The 20523-nt window shown below is 63.8% G+C and carries 21 protein-coding genes; 12 read left to right on the plus strand and 9 right to left on the minus strand.

The window, feature by feature from the left end; genetic code table 11:
- Positions 1 to 129: 129 nt before the first annotated feature.
- The 4 genes from ACVOLV_RS12660 to ACVOLV_RS12675 all read right to left on the minus strand — a co-directional run bounded on the left by ACVOLV_RS12660 (position 130) and on the right by ACVOLV_RS12675 (position 3276).
- A complete protein-coding gene (locus ACVOLV_RS12660) occupies positions 130 to 978 on the minus strand; it encodes a SirB1 family protein (RefSeq protein WP_481554706.1) in 849 nt (282 codons plus the stop codon).
- 66 nt (positions 979 to 1044) lie between these two features.
- Positions 1045 to 1503 carry a DUF192 domain-containing protein gene (locus ACVOLV_RS12665; protein WP_481554707.1) on the minus strand — a complete coding sequence of 153 codons (459 nt, stop codon included), beginning with the start codon at positions 1501 to 1503 and terminating at the stop codon, positions 1045 to 1047.
- 123 nt (positions 1504 to 1626) lie between these two features.
- The gene (rpiA, locus tag ACVOLV_RS12670) at positions 1627 to 2274 is read right to left on the minus strand and encodes a ribose-5-phosphate isomerase RpiA (protein ID WP_057629081.1); all 648 of its coding nucleotides are present in this window, start codon (positions 2272 to 2274) and stop codon (positions 1627 to 1629) included.
- Positions 2275 to 2457: 183 nt separating this feature from the next.
- Entirely contained in the window at positions 2458 to 3276 is an 819-nt protein-coding gene (locus tag ACVOLV_RS12675; RefSeq protein ID WP_481554708.1) for a carboxylesterase family protein, read from the minus strand.
- 255 nt (positions 3277 to 3531) lie between these two features.
- Between ACVOLV_RS12675 and ACVOLV_RS12680 the strand changes: the two genes are divergently transcribed.
- From ACVOLV_RS12680 to ACVOLV_RS12690, 3 genes are all read left to right on the plus strand, one after another.
- Positions 3532 to 4674: an alpha/beta fold hydrolase gene (locus tag ACVOLV_RS12680; RefSeq protein ID WP_481554709.1), complete on the plus strand. Its 1143-nt coding sequence runs from the start codon at positions 3532 to 3534 to the stop codon at positions 4672 to 4674.
- Between the two features lie 76 nt (positions 4675 to 4750).
- Positions 4751 to 5410 (plus strand): glutathione S-transferase family protein, encoded by a 660-nt coding sequence (locus ACVOLV_RS12685; RefSeq protein ID WP_481554710.1) that lies wholly within the window; start codon positions 4751 to 4753, stop codon positions 5408 to 5410.
- A complete protein-coding gene (locus tag ACVOLV_RS12690) occupies positions 5403 to 5801 on the plus strand; it encodes a hypothetical protein (RefSeq protein WP_481554711.1) in 399 nt (132 codons plus the stop codon). The genes ACVOLV_RS12685 and ACVOLV_RS12690 overlap by 8 nt, the downstream gene beginning before the upstream one ends.
- A 36-nt stretch (positions 5802 to 5837) precedes the next feature.
- On the opposite strand, the gene ACVOLV_RS12695 is transcribed toward ACVOLV_RS12690, so the two are convergent.
- On the minus strand, positions 5838 to 6815 hold the full coding sequence (locus ACVOLV_RS12695) for an HPP family protein (RefSeq protein ID WP_481554712.1): 978 nt from the start codon (positions 6813 to 6815) through the stop codon (positions 5838 to 5840).
- Positions 6816 to 6991: 176 nt separating this feature from the next.
- Between ACVOLV_RS12695 and ACVOLV_RS12700 the strand changes: the two genes are divergently transcribed.
- Together ACVOLV_RS12700 and ACVOLV_RS12705 are read left to right on the plus strand one after the other, a co-directional pair.
- Positions 6992 to 7783 carry a hypothetical protein gene (locus ACVOLV_RS12700; RefSeq protein ID WP_481554713.1) on the plus strand — a complete coding sequence of 264 codons (792 nt, stop codon included), beginning with the start codon at positions 6992 to 6994 and terminating at the stop codon, positions 7781 to 7783.
- A gap of 120 nt (positions 7784 to 7903) precedes the next feature.
- Positions 7904 to 8599, plus strand: a complete 696-nt coding sequence (locus ACVOLV_RS12705; RefSeq protein ID WP_481554714.1) for a TorF family putative porin — start codon at positions 7904 to 7906, stop codon at positions 8597 to 8599.
- A gap of 386 nt (positions 8600 to 8985) precedes the next feature.
- Here the strand turns inward: ACVOLV_RS12705 and ACVOLV_RS12710 are convergent, their stop codons facing one another.
- Positions 8986 to 9213, minus strand: a complete 228-nt coding sequence (locus ACVOLV_RS12710; protein ID WP_481554715.1) for a hypothetical protein — start codon at positions 9211 to 9213, stop codon at positions 8986 to 8988.
- A 172-nt stretch (positions 9214 to 9385) separates the two neighbouring features.
- On the opposite strand from ACVOLV_RS12710, the gene ACVOLV_RS12715 reads away from it, so the two are divergent.
- From ACVOLV_RS12715 to bioD, 3 genes are read left to right on the plus strand one after another with little or no spacing between them, the layout of a single operon-like run.
- Positions 9386 to 10015, plus strand: a complete 630-nt coding sequence (locus ACVOLV_RS12715) for a M23 family metallopeptidase (RefSeq protein WP_481554740.1) — start codon at positions 9386 to 9388, stop codon at positions 10013 to 10015.
- Positions 10016 to 10064: 49 nt separating this feature from the next.
- Complete coding sequence (bioA, locus tag ACVOLV_RS12720) at positions 10065 to 11357, plus strand: adenosylmethionine--8-amino-7-oxononanoate transaminase (protein ID WP_481554716.1); 1293 nt, start codon at positions 10065 to 10067, stop codon at positions 11355 to 11357.
- Positions 11354 to 12004 (plus strand): dethiobiotin synthase, encoded by a 651-nt coding sequence (gene bioD / locus ACVOLV_RS12725; protein ID WP_481554717.1) that lies wholly within the window; start codon positions 11354 to 11356, stop codon positions 12002 to 12004. Before bioA ends, bioD begins: the two co-directional genes overlap by 4 nt.
- A gap of 173 nt (positions 12005 to 12177) precedes the next feature.
- On the opposite strand, the gene ACVOLV_RS12730 is transcribed toward bioD, so the two are convergent.
- Positions 12178 to 14526 carry a membrane-bound PQQ-dependent dehydrogenase, glucose/quinate/shikimate family gene (locus tag ACVOLV_RS12730; protein ID WP_481554718.1) on the minus strand — a complete coding sequence of 783 codons (2349 nt, stop codon included), beginning with the start codon at positions 14524 to 14526 and terminating at the stop codon, positions 12178 to 12180.
- Positions 14527 to 14645: 119 nt separating this feature from the next.
- Here ACVOLV_RS12730 and ACVOLV_RS12735 point away from each other — a divergent pair, with 119 nt between their 5' ends.
- Both ACVOLV_RS12735 and ACVOLV_RS12740 read left to right on the plus strand, forming a co-directional pair.
- Complete coding sequence (locus ACVOLV_RS12735; protein WP_481554719.1) at positions 14646 to 15722, plus strand: SPFH domain-containing protein; 1077 nt, start codon at positions 14646 to 14648, stop codon at positions 15720 to 15722.
- Positions 15722 to 16921, plus strand: a complete 1200-nt coding sequence (locus tag ACVOLV_RS12740; protein ID WP_481554720.1) for a TFIIB-type zinc ribbon-containing protein — start codon at positions 15722 to 15724, stop codon at positions 16919 to 16921. Before ACVOLV_RS12735 ends, ACVOLV_RS12740 begins: the two co-directional genes overlap by 1 nt.
- A 174-nt stretch (positions 16922 to 17095) precedes the next feature.
- Here ACVOLV_RS12740 and ACVOLV_RS12745 read toward each other — a convergent pair whose 3' ends face one another.
- Positions 17096 to 17455: a DUF1428 domain-containing protein gene (locus tag ACVOLV_RS12745; RefSeq protein ID WP_481554721.1), complete on the minus strand. Its 360-nt coding sequence runs from the start codon at positions 17453 to 17455 to the stop codon at positions 17096 to 17098.
- A 690-nt stretch (positions 17456 to 18145) separates the two neighbouring features.
- Between ACVOLV_RS12745 and ACVOLV_RS12750 the strand changes: the two genes are divergently transcribed.
- A complete protein-coding gene (locus tag ACVOLV_RS12750) occupies positions 18146 to 19162 on the plus strand; it encodes a hypothetical protein (protein ID WP_481554722.1) in 1017 nt (338 codons plus the stop codon).
- 329 nt (positions 19163 to 19491) lie between these two features.
- Here ACVOLV_RS12750 and ACVOLV_RS12755 read toward each other — a convergent pair whose 3' ends face one another.
- Positions 19492 to 19881 (minus strand): DUF6165 family protein, encoded by a 390-nt coding sequence (locus tag ACVOLV_RS12755; RefSeq protein WP_481554723.1) that lies wholly within the window; start codon positions 19879 to 19881, stop codon positions 19492 to 19494.
- Positions 19882 to 20011: 130 nt separating this feature from the next.
- On the opposite strand from ACVOLV_RS12755, the gene ACVOLV_RS12760 reads away from it, so the two are divergent.
- Positions 20012 to 20416 (plus strand): hypothetical protein, encoded by a 405-nt coding sequence (locus tag ACVOLV_RS12760; RefSeq protein WP_481554724.1) that lies wholly within the window; start codon positions 20012 to 20014, stop codon positions 20414 to 20416.
- Positions 20417 to 20523: the final 107 nt, after the last annotated feature.

The following is a 20523-nucleotide window of genomic DNA, read 5'->3' on the forward strand; positions in this document are numbered from 1 at the left end:
CCCCCGGCGCGCCCGCGTCCCCCCCCCGCGCCCCGCCCCCGCCCCCCCCCCCCCCCCCCCCCCCCCCCCCCCCCCCCCCCCCCCCCCCCCCCCCCCCCCGCTCCTACAAAAGGCAGGGCAAAGCGAGGCCTAATGCAGCCTCGGCCTTTCTCCACCCAGTTCAACCAGACGTTCGCGGATGCTGACGGCATCGGCGGCTTCCGGCGCCATTTTCAGGTAGCGCGCCAGGTCGGCGCGGGCACCGGCCAGATGTTCCAGCTGCATGTAGGCCAGGCCGCGATCGCGTACCGCATCGGCCTGTTCGGGGGCCAGTTTGAGGATGCGGTCGGCACTGCGCGCGGCGCGGTCCCATTCGCCGCGTTCGGCATAGACACCGTGCAGGTTGCGCAGCATGCGCATCAGGATGGCGCGGTGTGGGGCCGGGTCGAGAATCTGCGCCAGCACGCTGTCATCGGGCGTTTCGCCGCCCAGATTGCTGCGTGCGCGCTCGCGGAGTTCGTCCACGCCCAGCGGACGGCCACCATTGAACGGGTCCATGATCAGCACGCCGTCTTCCACCGGCAAGCGCACCAGGAAATGGCCGGGGAAGGAAATGCCTTCCAGCGGCAGACCGAGCCTGCGTGAGACTTCGATCTGTACCAGCGCCAGCGAGATAGGGTTGCCCAGGCGGCGCTCGAACACCTCGTTGAGGTAGCTGTTGCGCGGGTCGTAGTACTCGTCGTTGTCGCCGCTGTAGCCCACTTCGTTGAACAGGTGGTTGTTGATGGCGGCGACCTTGAGCGGCCATTCGCCGATGGCGTCCACCTCCACCCGCAGGTGGTCGGCGTGGGCCTGCAGCACGCGGTCGTAGGCGGCGGGGTCGAGTTGCGGGTATTCGTCGCGCGCGATCAGCAAGGCGGTCGGCAGCAGCGGCAATGCCTCATCGGGCAAGCCGGCCAGTTCTTCCCACTGCGGCAGGGTGATGCGTGTTTCTGACATGCCCCCAAGACTGGCGGCAAAGCGGCGCCGGTTCAAGGGCGCCGCTGTTCAACATGTGCGTCTCAGTCAGTTGCCAGTCGTGATGCCGGGTCCGAAGGTCAGCTCGGCACCGTCTTCCAGCTTGAGCTTGGCGGCTTGGCCGGCATTGAGCTCCAGCACGTACAGGGCCGGGTTGAAGCTGGGATAGGGCGGGCACATGTCGCCAGCCGAGCACGGCGGCACATCGCGCTGCTGGCCGACCAGGCGGCGCTGGCTGTCGAAATAGAGGATGTCGAGCGGGATCCTGGTGTTCTTCATCCAGTAGGCCTGCGGTTCCTCGCGATCGTGGACGAACAACATGCCGTGGTCGGCGTCCATCTGGTCGCGGAACATCAGGCCGCGGGCGCGGGTTTCGTCGTTCTGGGCCAGTTCCACGTTGTAGCGGGTGCCGGCCAGTTCCACCCAGTGCTTGCCGTCGGCGCTGGCGCAGCCGGCCAGAGCGAGCAAGGACAGGGCAAGGAGGGTGCGCAGGAAGGATGTGGGCATGGTTGGGATTGGCAGAGAAAGAGAACTGTCGGATTGGCTGGGGGAGTCAAAAGCTTGCCCCCATCCGCCCTTCGGGCACCTTCCCCCGTAAACGGGGGAAGGGCGAATCAGAAGCAAGCGCGGTTACAGCACCTGCGGCGGCTCGCCGCCGATGATGACTACGTCAGCCGGGCGGCGGGCGAACAAACCTACGGTGACGACGCCGGGAATCTGGTTGAGCTGCTGCTCCAGCTTCACCGGGTCGGTGATGGCCAGGTTGTGCACGTCCAAAATCAGATTCCCGTTGTCGGTGACCACGCCGTCGCGCCACACCGGCTGGCCGCCGGTCAGGGCCAGGATCTCGCGGGCGACCAGGCTGCGTGCCATCGGAATCACCTCCACCGGCAGCGGGAACTTGCCCAGTACCTTGACCTGCTTGCTCGGGTCGACGATGCAGACGAACTGCTTGCTGGCCTCGGCGATGATCTTTTCGCGGGTCAGCGCGGCGCCGCCGCCCTTGATCAGATTCTTGTTGCCGTCGCACTCATCGGCACCGTCCACATACAGCGACAGGCCGCCGGTGTGGTTCAGGTCCAGTACCTCGATGCCGTGGCCTTTCAGAAGGGCTGTGCTCTGGTCGGAGCTGGAGACCGCGCCTTCGATCTGGTCCTTGATGCGGGCCAGGGCTTCGATGAAGTAGGCAACGGTGGAGCCGGTGCCGACACCGACGATCATTCCCTTCTGCACGTACTCGATGGCTTTTTCGGCGGCCAGGCGCTTGGCTTCAGACATGGTGGGCTCAATCAGGTTGGAAAACAGGTTTTGTGGGGGGGGGGGGGTGGGTGTTTTTTTTTTTTTGTGTTCTCCATTTTTTTTTAAATTTTTTTTGTGGGGGGGCGCCCCCCCCCCCCCCCCCCGTTTTATTTATCTTTTTTCCCCGCGGGGGGCCCCCCCCCCCCCCCACAACAGCGTTGGTCAGTCACGTCGTTGCTGGAACAACCAGTCGCGCCACCAGTTGCCAGGGTGGATATCGGCCGGCGGTGTGTGCGGCAGCGCTTCGTACTCCCTGAGCTGTATCTGCTTGCCACCGGCTGCAAGGACCGCCGCGACAAAGCGCTTGTCGGCGGTGATCGGGTTCTCGTCATCGGCATTGCCATGCATGGCCAGCACCGGCAGGTTCTTGAAGGCGGCGGCATGCTCGTCGGCCGGCGCAATGCCGGAGATCGGCACGATGGCGGCCAGCAGGTCAGGCTGCAAGGTAGGCAGCAGCCATGCCGCTGACCCGCCCATCGAGAATCCAATCGCATATATCCGGGTGCTATCGACGGGATTGTCGGCGGTGATTTCATTGGCCAGCTCGAGCGCGGCGCTGAGCACCGGTGATGCTTGCGCATGTTGATCCGCTGAGGCAGGGCCGTAATTCGCGCTGCGCTCAGGGAACTGCGGTACCAGCACGTAGGCGGGGTAGTGCTGCCGGATTTCAGGCATCGCCCAGCTTTTGGCCAGACGGTCGAGCTGGCTGCTGTTGTCCCTGCCTATGCCGCCGGAGCCGTGGAGCTGGATGACCAATGGGTAGGTCGTGCCGGCTTGCAGTGTCGAAGGGCGTAGCAGTCGATAGGGAATGACCGCTCCGTTGTCCGAGGTGAAGCTGCCGGTCTCGAATTGGCCGGTATCGACCGACGCAACTACTTCCTTGCCCAGTGGTGCGACACCGCCGACCCGCTCGGCAGCGGCGCCGCCATGCGCGCACGCAGCGAGCAGGCCGAAGGCGAATGCCAGGCGACGGTTGCGCATGTTTGATCGTCCCGGTTTGAGTGCCGGCCATTGTAGGGCCGACATTTCGAGCGGCGCCGCGAGATTTACTCATGGCAGCCATGAATCGCGTGGGACGTTGTAGGAGCGGCGTAAGCCGCGAAGCTGGTGATCCAGACTCCAAGGTATGCCCGTGTACAGCGACGGCAGGATTACCAGCTTCGCGGCTCATGCCGCTCCCACAGGCGTGGCATTGAGCTAGCATCTGCACCATCGGGTGCCCAGGGACTGGAAAGCATGAGAAATGCCGTGATGCGCGGGCTGCTGCTGGCCACGCTGCTACATCTGGGCGGTGCGCCTGCATTGGCTGCGCCCGGCAAGCTGCTGGAGGCGATTGCCACTGACGGTGCGCCTGCAGGCGCCAAGGCCTGGCGTATCCGTTACGAGACCACCGATGTCGATGGTGATCCCACGCAATCCACTGGCGTGCTGATTGCACCGGACGGGCCCAGCCCGGTGCAGGGGCGCGATATCGTTGCCTGGGCGCACGGTACGGTGGGTATCGATTCGGCCTGCACGCCGATCCGCACCCTGGACCAGATCCCCGGGCTGGCCGATATGCTGGCGCGCGGCTGGGTCGTCGTGGCCAGTGACTACCCGGGGTTGGGTACGCGCGGGCCGCACGCCTATCTTGCTGGCGATGCTGCCGCTGCCGCGGTATTGGACTCGGTGCGCGCAGCGACCGGTCTCGTCGCTGCCGGTGCAAGCCGCAGCTTCGCGGTGTGGGGACATTCTCAGGGCGGGCATGCAGCATTGTTCAGTGCGCAACGGGTGCGCAGCTATGCGCCGGATCTGCAGTTGCAGGGCGTGGTTGCGGTGTCGCCGCCTACCGATCTGGCGGCCAATATGCAGCGCGCCGATGCGACGGTACGCGGGTTGTTGACCGCGTTTACTGCCCGCAGTTGGTCCAAGGTTTACGGCGTCGATCTGGCCACCATCGCCAACAAGACAACGCGTGGCGTGATCGAGCGTGCTACCAGCGGCTGCGAGGGCGATCCGTTCTCGGCAGCGGCGCTGGTGCGCCTGCTGCGCTTGCGCGCGCGCCTCGGCAGTCTGGATCTGAGCGGGCGCGCGCCTTGGGATGGCTTGATGGCACGCAATTCGATCACGGCGCTGGCCGCCGGTTCGGCACCGCTGTTGCTGGTGCAATCCGACGCCGACGGCCTGGTCGCGACGCCGGTCACTTGGAACTTCTTCGAGCAGACCTGCAAGCGCGGTGCTGCCGTGAACTACCTGCGCCTGCCAGACACTGGCCATGCCACCACCGCGATTGCCTCGGCGGATCGTGCCATCGCCTGGATCGCCGAGCGCTTCAGCGGGCAACCGGCTGGCAGCGATTGCGGGCAGGCGATGAGCGCCGGCACAGCTGCCAGCGGATAATGCCGGCTGCATGTGTTGAAGAGCCTGTCCAGGCAGCGGGGCATCCCGCTGCGATTCCGATAATGGAGACGTCGTCATGTCGCTGGTTCTCTACGGTCATCCGTTCTCCTCGTACACGCAGAAGGTATTGATAGCGCTGTACGAGAACTCCATCGTTTTCGAGTTCCGCGAGCTCGGCCCTGATACGCCTGAGCACATCGGCCAGTGGCTGCAGCATTGGCCGCTGGGCAAGTTCCCGCTGCTGCTCGACGGCGAGCGCGGTGTCGTGGAAACCAGCATCATCATCGAATACCTGCAGCTGAAGCATGCCGGACCGGTGCGATTGCTGCCCGAGGATCCGATGCAGGCGCTGGACGTGCGCTTTCATGATCGTTTCTTCGATCTGCATGTGATGAGCCCGGTGCAGCACGCAGTGGATGGCGCGCTCAGTGGCGATGATGGCAAGCGCGACGAAGCTCGTGCTTTCAGCGTGCAGAAGCTGGAACTTGCCTACGCTTGGCTGGAAACCCAGCTGCCGGGCTGCCGATGGGCCTGCGGTGATACCTTCACGCTGGCCGACTGTGCGGCGGCGCCTTCGCTGTTCTATGCCGACTGGACGCACCGCATCAGCGATGACTACCCGCTGCTGCTGGGCTACCGCCAGCGCCTGCTGCAGCGCCCGTCCTTCGCGCGTGCGGTGGATGAGGCACGCGGCTACCGCCATCTGTTTCCCTTGGGTGCGCCCGATCGTGATTGATTCCCCGCGCCGAGCCTGGTACTCGCGTTATCCGTGGTCGGTTGTGATCCGCATTGCGGCTTTCGTCACGCCCTTGCTGGCGCTGCTGCTGTACGCACGCATGGCCGTCGCGTATGCGTCCACGCAACAACATCGCGGTGATACCGGTCTGGGCATCGCCTTGCTGTTGGGCGCTGTTGCACTGCTGATGCTGGTTGGCTTTTTCGTGGATGCGGTGTTGCAGTTGGTGCGCGGGCGCCACTGGAACTGGATCACCGATGCGCTGATCCTGGGCATGCTGTTGATGCCCTTCGGCTGGGTGGCGTGCAACTGGTTCGGCGTGCATGAATCGCTTGCCTGTCGCGCGCCGATCAGCCTGTTTGGTGCTGTACTGGAACTGCTCTCGCTCTGAATCCGGGCAACCCGCATTGTCAGCCGGCTGGCGGGATCAAGCGCTACCGAGCTTGGCCCAGCGTCCACCCTCACGCAGCGACACCTCGAAGCGCGCCCACTGCCGCAGTTCGGCGGCGGTTGCGTGGCCGATATCGCCAATGCCGTCCCCGGCCACCACCGCAAACACCAGGCGGTCAGCAGAAGGGCCGGAGAGGGCCGGTGTTACCGAAACACGGCGCACGCTCCAGGCACGGCCCAGGCGGCCATTGCTGTAGCAGCGACCTGGCTCAATCAGTTCCGGGTGCAAGGCATCGCGTTCGGCGTGCTGTTTGGCCAGCTCCAGCAGCTCGGTCAGGTTCTCGTCGGTGATATCGACGAAGGAATTGAGCTGGCCGATGGCGGCGTGGAAGTCTTCCTGGGTCAGATCCACATGGCGTTGCGAGGACGGCATGGTCACAGTCTGCTGGCGGCGCCGATGCAGGTGCACCGGATAGCGGCGCCATGCGAAACAGGCGTTGAACACAACCCCGGCCAGCAGGATGGCGGCGACATTGATCGCCACCGGTGTGAGCAGGTAGTGGTAGCCGAGTGCGTGCACATCGGCGCCGCCAATCACAGCAGCAAGTGCGGTGGCACCGCCGGGTGGATGGATGCAGCGCAGGTAGTGCATTGCACCGACCGCCAGGCCCACGGCGAGCGCGCCGGTCCAGGCCTGCTCGGGGAACATCAGCTGGCAGCTGACGCCGATGAAGGCCGATACCAGATGGCCGGCAATCACCGCCCACGGCTGTGACAGGGCGCCATGCGGCACGGCGAACACCAGTACCGCGCTTGCACCCATCGAAGCCAACAGGATTGCGCCGCCGGCATGGTTGAAGCCACCCGGGAAGAACGAATGGGTGATCTGGTAGACCACGCTGATGCCGATCAGCGCGCCCAGTGCCGAGATCCATTTCTCCCCGTGGCTGGTCTGGTTGCGCTCGATGCTCAACCAGTTACGGAGGGGATGCAGGGGTTTGCTGCTGGACGTCATGGCAGTGGGTGGGCTTTGGCAAGGCCATTTTGCCGGTTTTCCCGCTCGCCACATGAGTCCGGATGAGTTCATTGGCCGCTGGCTGATGTGGATTTATTTGGTCGTTATGCCTTGGTTGCAGGCGTCGGACTGCTGAGGCGTTAGGATGCCTTGCCTTCCTTCGCATGTTTGTACTGATGATCTTTGGACCGGTGATCTCGTGGCCATTCCTGCTGCTGGTGTTCGTGCTGCCGTTGGTAGGCGCCGCAGTTGCGATAAGCCTGCTTGTGCAGGCCTGGTATTTCCATAGGTACGGCGAAGGCGGTTGGCGCGCATTCTTCAGTTGGAAGGTAAGGGTAAGTACCGGATTCGTTCTGCTGGTCGCGGCCTGGGTGGGCCTGCTCGGCTACAAGCTGGCCCAGTTCAAACGGGAGTTCGACATTGAGAGCTGGCAGCGGCATAGCCGCGCACAGTTCGTGCTGGAGCGGGATTTCCAGTACGGCGAGTTCCTTGTTCCCAAGGGGACGTTGGTCAATCGCTACGATGTATTCGACAACGGCGATCCGCAACGTGCACTTGGCTTGCGTGGCCTGGATGCCCTGCAGTTCAGTGCTCCGGTGCTGTTGGCTGGACTCTGGGTCGAGGCATTGGAGACAACGCCGGGGCGGATGCGGCTGGCCATCGATCAGCGCATCAGCCCGGTATATCGCACCGACCCTGATACCGGTGATTGGGTCATCGACCAAGCGCGCCCCTTCATTGACTGCAAGGCCGGCGAGAACGTCTGGTTCAATGCGCCGTTGATCGACTATGACATCCAGGCCGAGTTCCTCGTCGGCGAGCCGGACGGCGCGACGGCGCGTTTCAGACCCAGCCAATGGCAGTTCACGCATTGTGAGAGCGATTGGCTGCCGATGGAGATCAAACCGGCCTTTGCCGAGCCGATGCCGGCGGGCGCGACGCGGCAGGTGTTCCTTGACCAGGATTGAGAGCTACGGTTTTACGCAGTTTTGATGCCGGAACCAGCCTGTCGCCATCGTCGGTTTATGCCCGGGGCGTGAACAATTCCGCATCGCCGCGCAGTTCGCGCGGCAGCATTCGGACAGTCCATGAAACGCTCACGTTCTTCGCTGTACTTCGTTGCATTTGTTGCCCTGACCGCCAGTGCGAATGCATTGGCCCTCGACACCAGCGGCAGCGCCGCCTTGACCAGCGACTATGTCTGGCGCGGTTCCACCCAAAGCCAGGGTGACGCCGCCGTGCAGGCCGGTTTCCGCGTTACCGGCGATAGTGGTTTCTACGCCTCGGCCTGGGGGTCCAACGTAGAGTTCGCACCGCAGACACATGCCAGCAGCGAGCTGGACTTCGTTGTGGGTTGGAACGGGAAGTTGGCCGATGACTGGGCATTGGATGCCAACCTGCTGCACTACCGCTACCCGGCAACGACAGTCGATCTGAACTGGACCGAGCTGAACACCACGCTGACCTGGAAGGATAACTACTGGCTGTCGCTGGCTTGGTCGCCGGAGGCGCTCGGCACCAAGCAGGATGGTCTGTACGCCCAGTTGGGCGCGCGGATGCCGCTGTCACCGCAGCTGCGTCTTGAGGCTGCCGCTGGTTGGTACCAGCTGCAGGATGTCGTGGGCGGTGGTTATGCGCACGGACAGGTCAATGCGATATGGGCAGTGGCAGCGCCGATCGAACTGCGGCTGAGTGGGCACTTCACCGATCAGCACGCGCGTGATCTGTTTGGCGATCAGGCCGCCGGCACGCGCTGGGAGGCTGCCTTGCAGGCATCGTTCTGACGGGGCGCAGCTTTGTGGGGGCGCGCCGCTCTTGTAGGAGCGGCGTAAGCCGCGAAGCTGGGAATCGTTGGTAACCAGTTGCTCTGCGATCTGATGGTGTGTGAGCTTCGCGGCAGATGCCGCTCCCACAAAGGGCGTGGTGTCCCCGTAGGAGCGGCGTCAGCCGCGAAGCCGGCGGTCGTTGGCAGCCCGTTGCCTTGCGATCTTGTGGTGTATGAGCTTCGCGACTGACGTCGCTCCCACAAGAAAGCGTCGGCTGCGACTTTTGTGGGAGCGGCATCAGCCGCGAAGCTGGCATCAATGAGCAGCCATCTCGATTGCGATCTGGTGATCCATCAGCTTCGCGACTTACGTCGCTCCTACAAAACGGCGTTGGTGCCGATCCGTTAGCGGCTTTCGGCTGGTGCATGCGCTTTGACGCTGCTTCGACCTTGCTTCCTGCTACCAGCGAAGGTCAAAGAGAGATGGACGCAGGCGATAAGCGCGATGACCATGGCAGCTTCGCCGCTGCTGGCCAGGAACGCCATAAGCAAGCCAATGAAACCAAAGATTGAAAGCGCGTCGAACAGCAAGCGACTGAAGCGCCATGCGGCAACCAGGATCAGCAGATACATCGCCGCTGGTAGTGCTGGCGTCCGGGCCATGAAGTAGAGGATTTCCATCTCGGGCATGCATGCTTGGTGGGTTGTTGGTGACGAATTCTAGGTGGGCCGCATGTGCTGGATATGCGCCCAATGTGAAGCCAGTTTGAAGTGGTTAGCGCCTGCATTTGGCGGCTTGAAAGTGCTGGAAATCCGCAGCCAGCAGCTGTTAGCTTTCGCCATCCAGCACACACTGCCAAGGCGAACTTTGACTTCTTCCGAACGAACCAATTGGCCGCGTAAACTGCGCATCGTCCTGCTTTTGGCGGTGCTGGTGTTGGCCGGCAGCTGGCTTTGGCAGCAACCCTTCAGTGTGGTGGCCCGCGAAGGCTGGAAGTTGTCACGCCAGCCGGCGCCAATCGCGATAGTCGTGCCGGTGCAAGGCATCAAGCCGCGGCAGATCGCCGATACCTTCGGCGCACCGCGTGGCCGTGACCGCAAGCACCATGGCGTGGATATCTTCGCCAAGCGCGGTACGCCGGTGGTCGCTGCCACCCAGGGCGTAGTGGCGTCGGTACGTGACAGCGGCCTGGGCGGGCGCCAGGTGTGGGTGATCGGGCCGGCCGGGCAGCGGCACTACTACGCCCATCTTCAGGATTGGGCACCGGGGCTGGCCTATGGGCGCATCGTGCAGGCCGGTGATGTGCTGGGCTTCGTCGGTGACAGCGGCAATGCGCGTGGTACGCCGCCGCATCTGCATTACGGCATCTACGGCGGTGACGGCCCCTTCGACCCGCTGCCGCTGATGCATGCAGGGCAGCCGCGCAAGCGGTAAGGTACGCCCCCTGCAAGCCGCCTTCCCGCGGCGAGAGCTGTACTGAACGATGCTGATTGATCAATTCGACCGTGAACACCTGTGGCACCCCTATAGCGCCCTGGGCAGCCCGGTGCCGGTGCTCAAGGTTGCCCGCGCCGATGGCGTGCTGCTGCAGCTGGAAGATGGCACCCGGCTGATCGACGGCATGGCCTCGTGGTGGTGCGCCATCCATGGTTACAACCATCCGCAGCTGAACCAGGCGGTGGTTGAGCAGCTTGGCCGCATGTCGCACGTGATGTTCGGTGGGCTTACCCACGAGCCGGCCATCGCGTTGGGCAAGCAGCTGCTGCAGATCATCCCCAAGGGACTGGATGCGATCTTCTACGCGGACTCCGGTTCGGTGTCGGTGGAGGTCGCGCTGAAGATGGCGATCCAGTACCAGGTGGCGCGCGGCAAGCCTGGCAAGGGCAATATCGCCACCACGCGTTCGGGCTATCACGGCGACACCTGGAACGCGATGTCGGTATGCGATCCGGTTACCGGCATGCATGGCCTGTTTGGCACTTCACTGCCGACACGCCGTTTCGTGCCTGCGCCGCAGACGCGTTTCGGCGAGGAATGGGATCCGGCCGATACCGCACCGCTTGAGCAGCTGTTCGCCGAGAGTGCGGGTGAGCTGGCCGCCTTCATCATCGAGCCGGTGGTGCAGGGTGCAGGTGGCATGCGCTTCTACCATCCGCAGTACCTGCGCGAGCTTGCACGCTTGTGTCGCAAGCACGACGTGCTGCTGATCTGCGATGAAATCGCCACCGGCTTTGGCCGCAGCGGGCGATTGTTTGCCTGCGAGCACGCCGGCATCAGTCCCGACATCCTGTGCATTGGCAAGGCATTGACCGGCGGTTACATGACCTTGGCGGCCACGCTGTGCACGCGTGAGATCGCCGATGTGATCGCCAGTGCCGAGCCGGGTGTGTTCATGCACGGGCCGACCTTCATGGCCAATCCGCTGGCCTGCGCGGTTGCACTGGCCTCGGTGCAGCTGTTGCTGTCGCAGGATTGGCAGGGCAGGGTGGGAGCGATCGAGCGTCGTCTTGAAGAGAGTTTTGCGCCCGCGCGCGCCTTGCCGCAGGTGGCCGATGTGCGCGTGCTTGGGGCCATCGGTGTTATCGAATTGAAGGCATCGCTGCGGCTGGAACGCATCCAGCAACGGATGCTGGACCACGGTATCTGGATCCGGCCATTCGGCCGACTGGTCTATGTGATGCCGCCGTTTGTGATTGACGATGCACAGTTGCAGCAGCTGTGTGACGCCATGGTCGCGCTGGTGGCCAGCCTGCAGGAAGAGGATATGCGCGCATGAGCGGCAAGATCGTATTTGTCAGTGGCATCGATACCGAGATCGGCAAGACGGTTGTCACCGGTTGGCTGGCGCAGCAATGGGCGGTTCAGGGCGAGGACGTGATCACCCAGAAGCTGGTGCAGACCGGCTGCGTAGGTGCCTCCGATGACATCCTGCTGCATCGGCGCATCATGGGCACCGGCTTGTTTGAAGAGGACCGTGACGGCACCACGATGCCGGCGCTGTTCGCCTATCCGGCATCGCCGCATCTGGCGGCGCGGCTGGAGCAGCGGGCTTTGGATCTAACTGCCATCGAGTCTGCGACCGCGCGTTTGTGCGAGCGCTACGAGACGGTGTTGATCGAGGGTGCCGGTGGTTTGATGGTGCCGCTGACCGAGCAACTGCTGACGATTGATTACGTTGCGGAGAAGGGTTGGCCGTTGCTGCTGGTGACCTCCGGGCGCTTGGGTTCGATCAATCACACGTTGTTGTCGTTGGAGGCGATTGCGGCGCGTGGGATAGCCTTGCATGGCGTTGCCTGGAACAGCCGCGATGACAGCAGCGATGAGCTGATCGCGGCAGATAGTCGCGGGTTTATTCGTGATTGGGTGTTGGAGCGGTTCCCGGATTCGGCCTGGTATGACGTGCCGAGGATTGATCTGGGCTGATTGGGTTCTTGCGAGAGGCACCCATCCCCAACCCTCCCCTGCGCGTTGCGCAAGGGAGGGAGCTGATCGTGCAGCTCTGAGCTGTTGCTTGCGCTCCCTCCCTTTGCCGAAGGCAAGGGGAGGGTTGGGGAGGGGTGCTCCTGCTTCTGCTCCTGCTTCAGCCACTAAGGCCCTTACTTCCTCAGCTTGTAAGCCAACACATAATCGCCTGCCTTGGTCCCGGTCGATCCATGACCACCAGCCACCAGCAGCACCATCTGCTCGCCCTGGCTGTTGAGGTAGGTCATCGGCGTGGCCTGCCCACCGGCCGGAATACGCACATCCCACAGCACCTTGCCGCTGGCTAGATCGTAGGCGCGGAAGTTGTCGTCGGTGGCTGCGCTCATGAAGGCCACGCCGGTCGCAGTCAGCATCGGTCCACCAATGCCGGGCACGCCGATGCGTATCGGCAAGGGCAGTGGCGAGAGATCGCGGATGGTGCCGTTGCGGTGCTGGTAGGCGATCTTGCCGGTGCGCAGATCGGCGGCGGCAACCGTGCCCCACGGTGGCACCTGGCAGGGGACGCCAATGGGCGACATGAAGGGCGTCATTTCCACCGCATAATCGGCGCCCTTGTTCTCATTCAAGCCATGCTCGCCCTTGTTCATCTCGCGGCCGCTGGTCTCATGCTTGGGCACCAGCTTGGAGACGAAGGCCAGATAGGTGGGCATGCCGAACATCACCTGCCGCTGCGGGTCCACTGCCACGCTGCCCCAGTTGAAGGTGCCGAAGTTGCCCGGATAGATCAGGCTGCCCTGCAGGGTTGGCGGTGTATAGCGGCCTTCGTAGCGCAGCTGCCGGTACTGGATGCGGCACAGCATCTGGTCGATCAGGCTGGCGCCCCACATATCGGCTTCACGTAGCGGTTTGGGCTCGAAACTCAACGCGGACGCTGGTTGCGTGGGTGCGGCGAATTGGCCGGGAATATCCACGTATTGCGGTGCGGTGCGTTGGCTGATCGGCAGCAAGGGTTTGCCGTCGCGGCGGTCCAGCACGTAGACGTCACCTTGTTTGGTCGGCTGCACCAGCGCCGGTACGCGGCCTTGTGGCAGATCAAGATCCAGCAGTACCGGTTGTGCCGGAGTATCCATGTCCCACAGGTCGTGGTGCACGAACTGCTGCACCCAACGGACCTGGCCACTGCCGATGTCCAATGCCACTACCGATGAGGCATAGGTTTCTTCGGCCGGGCTGCGGTACATGCCGAGTTGGTCCGGGGTGCGGTTGCCCATCGGGAAGTAGGCCAGGCCCAGTGCTTCATCGGCGCTGGCCACCGACCAGCTGTTCGGCGAGCTCGGCGTATAGACCTGATTGGGATTGCTCGGGTCCAGCGGCGCTGTCTGGGTGGGGTTGCCCGAATCCCAGTTCCACAGCAGCTGGCCGTTGTGCACGTCGTAGGCGCGGATCACCCCGGAAGGCGAGTTGATCGCATAGTCGTCGTTGACCGCACCGGCGATGATGACCTTGCCACCCGCTATCAATGGTGGCGAGGTGGAGTAGTAATAACCGGCCTGTTTGAACGGCATGTTGTGCAGCAGGTCGAGCACGCCGTTATTGCCGAAGTCCGGGCAGTGCTGGCCGGTCTGCGCGTCCAGTGCATGCAGCTTGGCATCGGCGCTGGGCAGGAAAACGCGGCTGCGGCACATGGCCGCGCTTGTTGCTGCTGCAGCCGGGCTGGCAGCCGGCTCGGTGTAATACGACAGCCCGCGGCAGGTCTGGTGCTGGCGCTGCGGTTCCATGCCTGCGGCAGGATCAAACTTCCACAGCACCTTGCCGCTGTCCGCATCCAGTGCGAACGCCAGGCTGTGCGGCGTGCACAGATACAGGGTGTTGCCGATCTTCAGCGGGGTGACTTCGTAGGTGGTCTCGCCCACATCCTGCGGCAGGCGCACGTCACCGGTCTGCATCTGCCAGGCCAGCTGCAGCTGACCGACATTGGCCGGGGTGATCTGTGCCAGCGGCGAATAGCGCTGGCCGTAGCCACTGCGTCCGTAAGCCTGCCATTCGCCTTCCGGCTGCGCGGTGTCGCCCAGTGCCGGGTTGGCGTTGACGATGTCCATCGGCAGGCGGCCATCGATTTCATGCAGGTGGCGCGGGATGCCAGCGAAGGCAACCGCGGCCACGCCCAGCGAGACCAGCAGCACCGGCCAGCCGGCCGGACCGGTGTAGCCGCGCGGGCTGGAACGGCGCGAGGCTGGCAGGGCCATCAGCAGGCCGAGCAGGGCCGGTACGCCCAAACGGGTGGCCAACGGCCACCAGTACAGGCCGGCCTCCCACAGTGACCAGCCCAGCAGCACCAGCAGCCAGCCGGCGTACAGCCAGGTCGGCCAGCGCCGGTGTCGCCACAGGCCCCAGGCCACGGCCAATAGCAGCAGGCCGCTGAGCAGGTAGAACGGGCTGCCGCGCAGGGCCAGCAGCCAGCCGCCGCCTACCGTCAGGGCCAGGCCGAACAGGGCGGTCAACAACAGGGTCAGAACACGCATGGCGTCCCCGCAACTCCAGAATATGCGGCCATGCTGCGCCACGGCATGTCTGCATGGCGTCACGCGCGTTCTTAACATTCCCGCCGTAGAATCAGAGCCTTGTCGACTGGGGACTGAGCATGAGCATTCTGGATTTCATCAAGAAGGAACTGATCGAGATCATCGAGTGGACCGATGACTCGCGTGACACGCTGTCCTACCGCTGGCCGGACGAGGACCGCCAGATCAAGAATGGCGCGCAGCTGATCGTGCGTGAGTCGCAGACGGTGCAGTTCGTCGCCGCTGGCCAGTACGCCGATCTGTTCGGCCCGGGCAAACATACCCTGAGCACCCAGAACATCCCGGTGCTGTCGACCATCCTGTGCTGGAAATACGGCTTTGAATCGCCGTTCAAGTGTGACGTCTACTACCTCAACACGCGCCTGTTCACCGGCAACAAGTGGGGCACCTCCAATCCGGTGATGATGCGCGACGCCGATTTCGGCGTGGTCCGCCTGCGCGCGTTTGGTACCTATGATTTCCGCATCGTCGACCCGCCCAGGTTCCTCAAGGAAGTGGCCGGTACCGACCAGAACTTCCGCCTGGATGAGTTCGCCGACACCATGCGTTCGCGCATCGTCAGTGTGTTCACCGAGGCACTGGCCAGGGCCGGCGTGCCGGCGCTGGATGTGGCCTCGCGCTACTCCGAGCTGGGCGAGGCCCTGCTGCCGATCATCAACCCGGTGATGACCGACAAGTACGGCATCGAGATCACCAGCTTCATCCTGGAAAACGTGTCGGTGCCGCCGGAAGTGGAGCAGGCCATCGACAAGCGCTCCAGCATGGGCGTGATCGGCAACCTCAACGACTACGTGAAGTACCAGATGGGCCATGGCATGGGCGAGGGCGGCGAAGGTGCCGCTGCCGCTGCGGTGCCGGCACAGATGGCGATGGGCTTCGGCATGGCGCAGGAAATGATGCGCAACATGCAGACCGGCGCACCAGTGGTGCCCGGCGCGGCGGTACCGCCACCGTTGCCGGCTGCTGGTGATGCAGTGGCGCTGGACGTACTCACCCCCGAGCAGGCTGCACAGGCCTTGTCGGTATCGGTCGAGGACGTGATGGCGTCCATTGCTTCCGGTGACCTGAAGGCACGCAAGATCGGCAATGCCACGCGCATTGCCCGCTCGGCACTGGAAGAGTTCCTGCGCGGCTGATGAACAACGCAACAGTTGGCAAACATCCCTGCCCGGAATGCGGTGGGGATCTGCAATGGAATGCCGGCAAGCAAGCCCTGGCCTGTCCCTATTGCGGCACCATCGTGCCGCTGTCGGAGGCAGCCGCAGGCGTCGGCGATGGCAGTGGCGGCGTGGTCGAGCAGGATCTGCTGGCCGCCCTGCAACGGCTGCAGGACGAGGCGGCGCTGCCGCCGCCGTTGCCGCCGAAACCGCAGGGCGGCGTGGTCGGCATGCTGCAGAGCATGGCCGCCACCCCGGCCGAGCAACGTGGCTACGGTGCGCAGCCGCGCGAGGTGCAATGCCAGAGCTGTCATGCGATCTCGGTGTTCGTCGACCGCAAGGTCGCTGATCGCTGCGAGTTCTGCGGCTCGCCATCGATCATCGACCACGAGTCGCTGGGCGATGCGATCACCCCGCAGAGCGTGCTGCCGTTCAAGATCAGCGACGGCCAGGTGCGGGACATCATCCGCAAGTGGTACGGCACGCGCTGGTTCGCGCCGAGCAAGCTCAAGCGTGCGGCGCTGACCGATACGCTCAAGGGCATGTACCTGCCGTACTGGACATTCGACGCCCACGTTGCCGCACGCTGGACTGCCGAGGCCGGGCATTACTACTACGTCAGCGTCAGCTACCGCGATTCCAAGGGCAACACCCAGACCCGGCAGGAACGGCGCATACGCTGGGAACCCGCATCCGGTTCGCTGCAGCACTTCTTCGATGACGAGCTGGTGCCGGGCACGGTCGGCGTGCATCCGGAGCTGCTGGGCAAGATCGGCCGCTTCCCGACCACCAGCGACTTGAAGCCGTACACCCCCGAGTTCGTGCGTGGCTGGACGGTTGAGCGTTACCAGGTGGATCTGCGCCAGGCCGCGCAGAAGGGTGAGGCGCAGATGCAGGAGCAGACCCGCTACCTGTGTTCCGAGCAGGTGCCGGGCGATACCCAGCGCAACCTGCAGGTGCAGGCCAATTACAGCAAACGCACCTTCAAGCACATCCTGGTGCCAGTGTGGCTGGTCAGTTACACCTATGGCGCACGCAGCTTCCAGGTGCTGGCCAATGGCTATACCGGTGAACTGGCAGGTGAGCGCCCTTACAGCGCGTGGAAGATCTTCTTTGCGGTATTGGGGGGTGTGCTCGGCCTGCTGGTGCTGATGTACGTGCTGGGGATGGCGCAGTAAGCAGGCGCTTTTTGCTCAGGCAAACCTGCAACCTTCTGGCTCGGGTGTTCTGGCACCTGGCTCTTTTGTGGGAGCGGTATAAACCGCGAAGCAGGCACATCATCAGTTGGCATTGATGCCGATTGTTTGAAGACCATCAGCTTCGCGGCTTACGCCGCTCCCACAAGCAGTGATCTACTCGCCCAGGTGCAGCACTGGCACGAAACCACCGTAGACCAGTCGCTTGCCGTCGAACGGCATCGGGTTGGTGGCCGGGTCCATGCGTGGGTCTTCCATCATTTTCTGCATGCCGGCATCGCGGGTGGCCTTGTCCGGCCACTCTATCCACGAGAACACCACCGCTTCATCGTCCCTGGCCTGCACCGCGCGGTAGAAGTCGGTCAGGGTTCCGTGTGGCACATCATCGGACCAGCATTCGGTGACGCGCAGCGCGCCGAACTCGATGAACAGGGCATCGGCGATGTGTGCGTGCTCGATGAACCAGGCTTTGTTGGCCAGCGGTACGGCGGCCAGGAAACCATCGACGTAAGACATGGCGGACCTCGCGGGAGCGGCGGCCGTGGTGGCCACCTTCGGTGGAGACGGCGGATTCACTAGTAGTGGATTCTGCGCCCGGGAATGTTGCGGCCGTGCAAAATCCGTCGCTGCGCGGTTGCTGGCTGCCGTTATGCGGACTGGTGCGCAGATAGTGGATAACAAGACGCGTGTCCTGCATGGAGTGGAGGACGATTCGCGCTGGATTGACTTACGTCAGGGTCGCGCCGCCGGTGCTTGCCGACAATGGCGTTGTTCACAAGGGCGCGGGACATGAACAGGCTGGTTGAAGCAGATCCGCAGGAAGTCCTTACCGGTGCTCCCTCGCCCCCGTGGGCAGGGGGGCGGTGGGAAGGGGAATTCTTGCCGTCCCGGCACAGCTTGATATGGCTGAACCTGAGCAGATGAACGGCATCCGTTCAATGATTGGCGATTGCCGCCGCTATCGGGGAGTGCCTCATCCCGTGCTGGCGGCGTCAACGCCGCATGGCTACCTGAGGGCTTCCTTGTTGAAACACGTCCTGACCAGGCGCTTGCGTCCCAGCGCTCGCAGATGGCGGACGGGCGTTGTTCCCCGCATGCACTACCGGGCTGTGTCGCCAGGGCCGATCATCGGCGCTACGACAGCGGCTTGCGGTGCAGGCGATTGACCGTGTACCGCCAGCTGCGGCTGGCATCAGGAGAGTTGTGATGCAGTGTGTTTCCCGTAATGCATTGGCCACCGCGCTTGCCGCACTTTGCCTGCCAGCACTGGCCTGGGCACAGGACGCAACGCCGGCCACCAAGGTGTCGGCGCAGATATTCATCAACGCCAGCCAGCTCGATCGCGACGGTGTGACCACCGACGATGAAGGCCTGGCGATGGAGTTGAAGCGTACCTTCATCACCGTGGATCATCGTTTCAACCAGAACTGGACGGCGCAGGTGACCACCGACGTGCAGTGGCTGCGCAACAGCGACCCCACCGACGTGTGGTTGCGCCATGCCTACCTGCAGCGCAGCTTCGGCAAGGGCAACTGGCTGCGGCTGGGCAATGCGCCGCTGCCGTGGATCCAGCAGGAGTCGGCACGTGATGGTTATCGCTATGTCGACGGTGCATTGATCACCCGCAGCAAGATGGGCAATGCGGCCGATTACGGCGTGCACGGCCAGTACACCCGCGGTGACTTCACGTACGCCGCCTCGGTGGTTACCGGCGGTGGCTACCAGAAGCCGCGCCTGGGTGATCACCCGGACGTCGAAGTGCGGGTCGGCTGGGCAGCGGCCAAGGGCGTGGAGTTGGCACTGGGCGGTTATCGCGGTACCCGTGCACTGGATTCCGGTGACATGCCGCGCGAGCACACCGCACAGCGCTGGAATGCGATGGCCAGCTGGGTTGGCGAGCGCGGCAGGATTGGCGCGCAGTATTTCTATGCCGAGGACTGGACCCGCGTGGTCAAGCCAGGCAGCGACGACCAGCGTGGTTGGTCGGTATGGGGCAGCTACCAGATGAGCCCGCAGTACGCCGTGTTCACCCGTCACGAAGAAACCCGGATGAGCCTGGATATCAATCCGCTCAACCGCGAGCGTTATCACATGGTCGGTGTGGAGTGGAAACCGAACAAGTACCTGCGTCTGGCGGCAGTAGGCAAGCAGGTAACGCAGGAAACGGCGAGCAGCCGCAAGGAAAGCCACGAAGCTGGCCTGTGGGCGCAGCTGGCGTTCTGAGGGCATTGGAGCAACAGCTGCACGCTGGATGGCAGCGCGGAAGGTGGCCGCTCTGCTCCTCCCCCTTGGCGTAGCCAAGGGGGAGGTTGGGAGGGGGTTGGGTTTTGCTTGAGGCTTTGCGGTTGCTGCCAGGAGCACCCCTCCCCAACCCTCCCCTTCGCTACGCGAAAGGGAGGGAGTAGGGTGGCGTCGCGCGCTCCGCTCCTCCCCTTTGGCGCAGCCAAGGGGGAGGTTGGGAGGGGGGGGGGGCTTGAGGCGTTGCGGTTGTTGCCAGGAGCACCCCTCCCCAACCCTCCCCTTCGCTACGCGAAAGGGAGGGAGCAGGGCGCTTACTCGCCCTGGTATTGCTTCTCTTCAACCAGCGCCGAACCGGCCACGCGGTTGATTTCATTCTTGACCACGATGCGCTCGCCGTTGGTGCCGTATACGCCGCGCGCCAAGGTGATGAAATCGGCACCGAAATCCTGCGCCGCTTCCTTCTCGCGCAGGCGGTCCTGGATTTCCCACATGCGCTCGTTGATCGCCTTGAGCTGGTCCTTGAGCACGCTCAGTGACGGGCGTGCTTCCTGCTGCGACAGCCACAGCGGCCACAGGCCCTGCAGCTCGGTGCGGACGTTGGCCAGCTTGGCGGTATCGGTGATGCGCTCGGCCTTGATTTCGAGGATGGTGATCTTGTCGATCAGTTCGCCAATCGATACCGGGGTGAGTAGGGTCTGCACGAGGTGGCCGCCGTTGATTGCTGTAATGCCGCAATGATAGCGCCCCGGCAAAGGTTGCCAATGAACCGGTAATGGCGCCAAGGCAGCGGCGATGCGCACAATGCGGGCCCGTGCCGATCAGGAGTTGCCGATGATGCTGCGTTCTTTCGCCACCGCTGTATTGATGCTGGGCGCTGCCAGCGCGCAGGGCGCCGATGGCCTGCAGGGCGCATGGCAACTGCAGTCCGGGGAGTTCATCAATCCGGAAGGGGCGGTCGTGGATTACGCCAGCCAGAAGCTGGCCGGCAGCAAGGTCCTGGCCGATGGCCGGTTTGCGTTCACCACCACCAGCGATGGCAAGTTCTGGGCTGGCGGCTCCGGTACCTACCGCAGCGGCGAGGGGCAGTACGTGGAGACGCCGTTGATGGCCTCGTATCCGCTGGAGAACGGCGGCAGCTACAGCTTCCGTTACACCCTGGAAGGCGATGTGTGGACTTTGGAGCGTTGGGACGGCGAGCGCCGGGTTGAGCGCGAAGTGTGGAAACGCGCGCGCTGAGGGAGTTCGAGGCTGATGGTTTTGTGGGAGCGGTGTAAACCGCGAAGCCGATGGTCCATGGCGATCCGGCAATTCCATGCGCCGGAGATCCATCAGCTTCGCGGCTT

This window comes from Stenotrophomonas sp. STEN023 (assembly GCF_056760135.1).